Raw genomic sequence first — 6,077 nt, forward strand, 5'->3', positions numbered from 1 at the left:
ATTGTATCAACTACATTATTGTCTCGACCTTGCTTTATAAACTTGTGCTTTTTCTTTATCTATACCCACAATATCTGCATTTTCAAAGCCCATCGCAATCAACTTCATTTCATCCTTTAAAATGGTATTAACGTTATTACCAACGGGTTTGCTTAACTTAAGCGTGCGCCGAATAAAGTCATCAATATACGCTAATTCATGTCTTGCACTTTTTCGATCAAGGTGGCCATGTGCTGAACGACGGTAATATAAATGTTCAACGGGGGCTGACAACTGTGTTAATACATATTTAAGTCGATTACTGTGCTCAAAGCTCGCGCGTGTATCCACTGCCCCCGCGGTAATAAGTACAGGTACTTTTATTTTTTCAGCAAAATAAACAGGCGAAAAATTAAGTAGCTTTTCATCATTTTTACCGACGACACGCTCCCAGCGTTTAATCATATGCTCGTCAATTTTAATATTGCGATCATTAAAGATAAGCGGTAAATCAAAAACACCAAATCGAGCGATAACGCAGCGATAAACAGTTGGATTTAACACGGCTAACATCACGCTTGAATAACCACCGTAACTGCCACCAATGGCGCATGTATGTTTAAATTCATACTGTTCATGAATAAAGTTAACCGCGGTTGTAATATCCTTTTCAATATTTTGGCCAAATTGTCCACGCCCATCATCTAGGTATTTTTTTCCATACCCTTCTGAACCTCGGTAATTAACCTGCAACACACTGTAACCCCGATTAACCAAATATTGTATCGGCGTTCTAAAACGGCTTAAATCGCGAACGCCAACGGGCCCGCCATGTGGCATCACCAATAAAACATCGTTACTAACCGCTTTTGCCGGCTGAGTTAAAAAAGCTTCAATTTGATGCCCCGCTTCACTGGGTATATTTAACGTTTCAGCGGGCCTAAAGTGATAAGCTTCATTATTTTGATATTGCGAAGCTAAAAAATCAGCAGTGTTGTTATCCGTATTCCATAAATAAATATCACCGCTGTTTGCACTCGAAAAAACCCGCAATACCCGTTTATTTCCCGTTTTATTTTGTGAAACAATTTGATGTTGCTGGCCCTTAAATGTATTGTCGGCCATGTTATTTAATTTTTGCTTATCGCGATCAAAATACTCCGTTTGTAATTCACCGGCATCATAATAACTCACAGATAATAACAAATGACCTTGCTGATCGAATTCAGCGGTATCTAAATCATACCGATCGTGTTGATAAATTAACTTGCCAAGCTGCTGAGTATTAACGTCAAATTCATAAAGTGATTTAAGATCTGAGCCAATATTAGTGATCACCGCTAATTGACCGTTTTCTAAAAAGCCAATCGGATTAAATGAATATTCTGTTGGATCAAATTGATACAATTCCTGCCATTCATTCTCGTCATCTAAATACCATTGCGTTAATAAGATCGCCTCTTTATCGTAAGTTTGCGTAAAACGAATGGTATGACGAGGATCGGTGCGATAGCGAAAAGCATCGGATATTAAGTTATCAAATTTTTCAGCACGTCTAAAATTATCTCTAACTAACTGCTGACTCGTGGCACGGTAAATTTTTAACTTACGATTAAAACCATTCCACTTAATATGGGCAAACAGCACTTCATCTTCTGAATCAACTAATGGATCAATAATGTAGCCGGTCGCATTAATTCTATTAATACGATGACTCACACTATTAGCATCGCTTTCAAAAGTGACCAGCCAGTTCACAACGGTATTTCGATAAGAATGCCTAAACGTTTCAAAAACAGCTCGCTTATCATCTATCCATAAAATTCGACGTAAACGGTAACCTTCTTTATCTTTCGCATTAAAAATAGCAATCGATTGACGGGTCGCGAGTTGTGTCACTTCAATATTCAAGTTGCCTTTTACGTAACCCGAAGTCAGTAATAACTCCCCACTTGGATTTAAAGATGCACTCGACAAACTCGGCAATGATATCAACGTGCGAAGCGGGATGAGCTCGTGGCTATTAACCCAGTGCGTAGAACAGATAAAAATAAATAAGCTAATTAAAATTTTCATTTAGCATCACCTTTAGATAACTGACCTTTTGGCACTGAAACAGGTTTGAGTGCCGTCTCAAGTTCAGGCATCGACTCAACCTGGTACTGAGCACGAGCGCGATACTGCGCCATCGCAAAATCAATAAAAGTATCACTACCGGGGCCTTTATATACCAGATCGGTTTGTTGTAACAATTCAGTATGTGTTTGTTGTAAATACTCCACGGCAAATGAAGATTTGTTGGCTAACTGCAAACGATAACAATGGCACCACTTAAAAAGGCTTTGCAATTCTAAGTGCCCTACATAATTAATTTTTTGAGAATCAATTTTAAAAGACCAAGCATGGTCACCATCCGCCTCTATTAATCCAAGGCCAGTTTCAACACTGCTAAACGCATAAAAACCAACCGGGATTTCAGCTAAAATAAAATGATTATGTTGTAAACTATTTTTAGGGCTGTAAGTCAGTGGTGGAACGCCCATTATATTAATATGTTCAATGTGCGCATCAGACTGTAAACCAAACAAGATATACCCTGTCAGTTTTGAAGTAGACGAATTAGCACTTTGCTGTGTTGTCATCGGCTTTAACGTTTGGCTACAGCCCACAGCAAATAAACATAAAACAAAACAAAAGACCAATTTAGCTTTCGTCAACCGTGTTGAAAAATATTCATGTAAACAAATCAGCATAAATTAACTCTCTAGCGCTTTTTTATAAGCCTGCCAATCCGCTATGTTCCATTTATAACGCTGCCCAGCTTCAATCGCTTCTTCAATGTAATCTTCGGCTGAAGATTTATCGTTGATCGCATCATGCAACTTGGCTAACCAATAAAACACTTGTGGGGCTTTGTCGTTTTCAATCTCTTCTAACCATTCAATCGCTTGCTCAGCAAATTCAGGTGCTAACGGGCCTTGCATTAAACGCAATTCCACTAGCTTTTGTTGGGCATTAGTGTGGCCTCGTTGCGCGGCTTTATTCAGCCAATAATCCGCTTTGATCAGATCTTGTTTTAAATACGGTGATGGCGATTGAAATAAAATACGCCCTAATCGATATTCGGCATTTAACAGCCCCGTTTTAGCGGCTTTAATTAACCATTCAATCCCATTATCAATATCATCATTTTCATAAATTTGATATTGCGCATAATCATATTGAGCTAATGCATGACCAGACTCAGCCGCTTCAAGTAAAACCGGCTCAAATGCCTCTAATTCAGGATCATCTAAAATCGGTTTATAAGCACGTAAAAAACAAGCATAAATATATTTTGCATGTGCGCTTTCTGCGGCCCGATTGCGATGTGATTTAAATTGTTTATAAAGATGTGGATAGCCTTCCCTTAATGTGGCGATACCATGGATCCCAAATCGACTTTTAGCCACTAAGCCAAATTGCTCAACCTTCTGTTTAGCACGCAAAGCCGGTTTCAATTTAGAGTTCAAAACAGAATCTAACGACACAGCGTCAAATTGGCCTGTAGGCCAAGAAAATAAAATTTCAGGCTGCCGAGTACGACCGTCAATATCAACATCATATTGCACGACAACACGACCACTATCAGGGTTTACCAATGTTTTATTTAGATTAGTTAATGCCGAAGGGTTTGAACGCACATTTCGAATAGCACTATCAATTCTGGCTTGGTTTCTGGCATTTGCAGCCGCCGCGCCCGAATAATGAATACGCCCTCGTTTAAGCATTTTTGCCGCTTGATTTATGTCTTGATTTTTATAAGGTGAATTCCTAACTTCAGGATAATAAAGCGCATTAACGGCCGCTTTGCCGTATTTTTTTATTAACTCATCGGCTTGTAAAGCCGCGATATCTTGCTCTTCTTGGCTCAAACCTTGAAACAATTGCTCTGCAAATTCCAACGCTTGAGGATACTCATATTCGCTCGCTAAAAAAAACCAAGCGATGGCTTTAGCATGATCAATTTTTCCAGCTTGGCCTTGGAAATTCATAATACCCAGTTTAAATTGAGCTTGTGCATTTCCAACTTGCGCTGACTTTGTTAATTCGACTAAAGCCGTTTTAAAGTCTTTTTCATCTATTGCTTTGTTGGCAGTAAACATATTGGCTTGAGTTACACATGTTATCGACGCTAGAACGGCGGCGATCAGCACTCTCTTTTTAAATTTCATACAATTCCCTTTACAGAAAACAAAATAAACATACTAATAAAACAAAGATAATATGTTTATTTTATATTATTCTCAATAATAAATTGATAACTTTTTTGAAACCAAAATTTACGATCTGCCTTTGATTTAATGAAGAAAATGGGGTTTGTAAAGGTTTAATGAGCCAATAATTGATAACCCAAAATATAAACAATACCGGTTTTTAGGGCTCAAAAGCGTAATTTAATAGCAGAGAGGTATATGAAATGAAAATGAATAAACAATTGAAAGACTTGCTAGGGCGTGTTTATCTTTATCGTATAGATTTTGTTCAATTCCAAAGCGTTTTGATCGCGGCATTGGCTTGATGGCATAGTGGTTCTACGTCAAAAGCCAATAACAAAGAGCAAAACGTTTTGGATTGAACCCAAAGGGCTGCGCATTTGCACTATTTCTACTATGTTGCCCCACATGGATGTGGGGTAAGGTGACTTTGCAGGAGCATAAAGTCTTTATCGCTCTTTTATGTAGAATTACTACACCGCAATCGCTCTGCCTTGTATAAATCGTGCAAATACCGCTGCAAAAGCATACACAAAAGATAAACACGCTCTAGTTTGAACTTAATTTAAAAAACGTAAAACAACGCCGCTTAAGCATAATTCAGGCCGCGGTTGAATGGGTCTGAAAGCAGAAAACGAAGATCATAAGCTAAAGCAGTTGCTTAAAATGACTAAATTAAGACCATTTTAATACCGATAAGAATGAGCACAACCCCTCCAGCTAGTTCTGCTTTTTGTTTAAGCTTATCTCCCGTTTTAACGCCAATATAAACGCCCAAAAAGCTCATCAGCGCGGTTAATACACCGATGATAATACATGCGAGATAAGCATTCAGCTGGATTAAATTAAGTGTAAAGCCCGCAGCCATCGCATCAATACTCGTCGCAATCGCTAAGGTAAACATAACAAAATGCGTTAATGCTTTAGTTTCTTCTTGCTCTTCATCATCATGGTTTAATGATTCATAAATCATGTGCCCACCTATCACGATTAATAAAGCAAATGCAATAAAGTGACTGTAGCCCGCAACCAAACCGAGTAACTCTCGCCCACCAAGATACCCTATCAACGGCATTGCACCTTGAAAAAAGCCAAAATATAAAGCCGCTTTTATCGCTAACCCCTTGAGAGATAATTTATGTTTAGCGCCTAAACTAAGTGATACCGCAAATGCATCCATACTCAAGGCAAACGCTAAAATAATGACTTCAATTATAATAAATTCAAACATAAAAAATTCGGAAACCACCAATTCAAACAAACCAATTCAGACTAAACAAGCCTAAGAATAAGCGCATTATCTCATTCAAAAGGTAGATTATATACTTAAATAATTTGGGCATATTTTTAATTCCCCCCTAAAAAATATATAGCGATGGCATAAGTAAATATCCACGCCCAAAGGACGTGGTTTTGATTTAGCCCTAGAAGGGCTTTACATGTTGAGGCTAACTCTCGAGTTAGCCATTGTTACCGCTCGTTATATACTAAAACTTGAGTTCTAAGCTTTTTTCTACTTTTTCTTGATACTTAACATATTTTCTTATCATTTCAGCATCTACCCCTACTGTATCTACACAGTTACCCTGCGCCCAAAAATGATTTCCCCAATATGGCCTTTGCTTTAAGTATGGGAACTGCCTAAATACTTGTAAGGCTGTTTTTCCTTTCACTGTTCCAACCAAAGTGGAAATCGATACTTTCGGGGGCACTTTTACCAATAAGTGCACATGATCGCTCTGGACGTTGAGTTCTATTACTTCACAACCTAACCGTTCAGCATAAACCCTGATACTTTTGTTAACTTCGTAAGCAACCTTACCTGTTAATATTTTATATCTA

5 protein-coding genes are annotated in these 6,077 nt (G+C 38.2%); all 5 read right to left on the reverse strand.

Annotated features, from left to right (window positions below; all coding sequences use genetic code 11):
* Positions 1-15 precede the first annotated feature (15 nt).
* The gene (locus DPX34_RS20420) at positions 16-2,055 is read right to left on the reverse strand and encodes an alpha/beta hydrolase family protein (protein ID WP_111980279.1); all 2,040 of its coding nucleotides are present in this window, start codon (positions 2,053-2,055) and stop codon (positions 16-18) included.
* Positions 2,052-2,732, reverse strand: a complete 681-nt coding sequence (locus DPX34_RS20425; RefSeq protein ID WP_111980280.1) for a hypothetical protein — start codon at positions 2,730-2,732, stop codon at positions 2,052-2,054. The genes DPX34_RS20420 and DPX34_RS20425 overlap by 4 nt, the downstream gene beginning before the upstream one ends.
* A gap of 3 nt (positions 2,733-2,735) precedes the next feature.
* A complete protein-coding gene (locus DPX34_RS20430; RefSeq protein WP_111980281.1) occupies positions 2,736-4,193 on the reverse strand; it encodes an SEL1-like repeat protein in 1,458 nt (485 codons plus the stop codon).
* Between the two features lie 712 nt (positions 4,194-4,905).
* Positions 4,906-5,466 (reverse strand): manganese efflux pump MntP, encoded by a 561-nt coding sequence (locus DPX34_RS20435; protein ID WP_232824823.1) that lies wholly within the window; start codon positions 5,464-5,466, stop codon positions 4,906-4,908.
* 256 nt (positions 5,467-5,722) lie between these two features.
* The coding region (tnpA, locus tag DPX34_RS20440) for an IS200/IS605 family transposase (RefSeq protein ID WP_111980282.1) at positions 5,723-6,077 on the reverse strand (355 nt) is incomplete at its 5' end.

Source organism: Algibacillus agarilyticus, assembly GCF_003286125.1.
Classification (GTDB): Bacteria; Pseudomonadota; Gammaproteobacteria; order Enterobacterales; family Alteromonadaceae; genus Algibacillus; species Algibacillus agarilyticus.

What these genes read in the sequence shown, in the direction of transcription:
- DPX34_RS20430 (WP_111980281.1), bottom strand. Translation starts at nt 4,193, where the DNA reads ATGAAATTTAAAAAGAGAGTGCTGATCGCCGCCGTTCTAGCGTCGATA.
- DPX34_RS20420 (WP_111980279.1), bottom strand. Translation starts at nt 2,055, where the DNA reads ATGAAAATTTTAATTAGCTTATTTATTTTTATCTGTTCTACGCACTGG.
- DPX34_RS20425 (WP_111980280.1), bottom strand. Translation starts at nt 2,732, where the DNA reads ATGCTGATTTGTTTACATGAATATTTTTCAACACGGTTGACGAAAGCT.
- DPX34_RS20435 (WP_232824823.1), bottom strand. Translation starts at nt 5,466, where the DNA reads ATGTTTGAATTTATTATAATTGAAGTCATTATTTTAGCGTTTGCCTTG.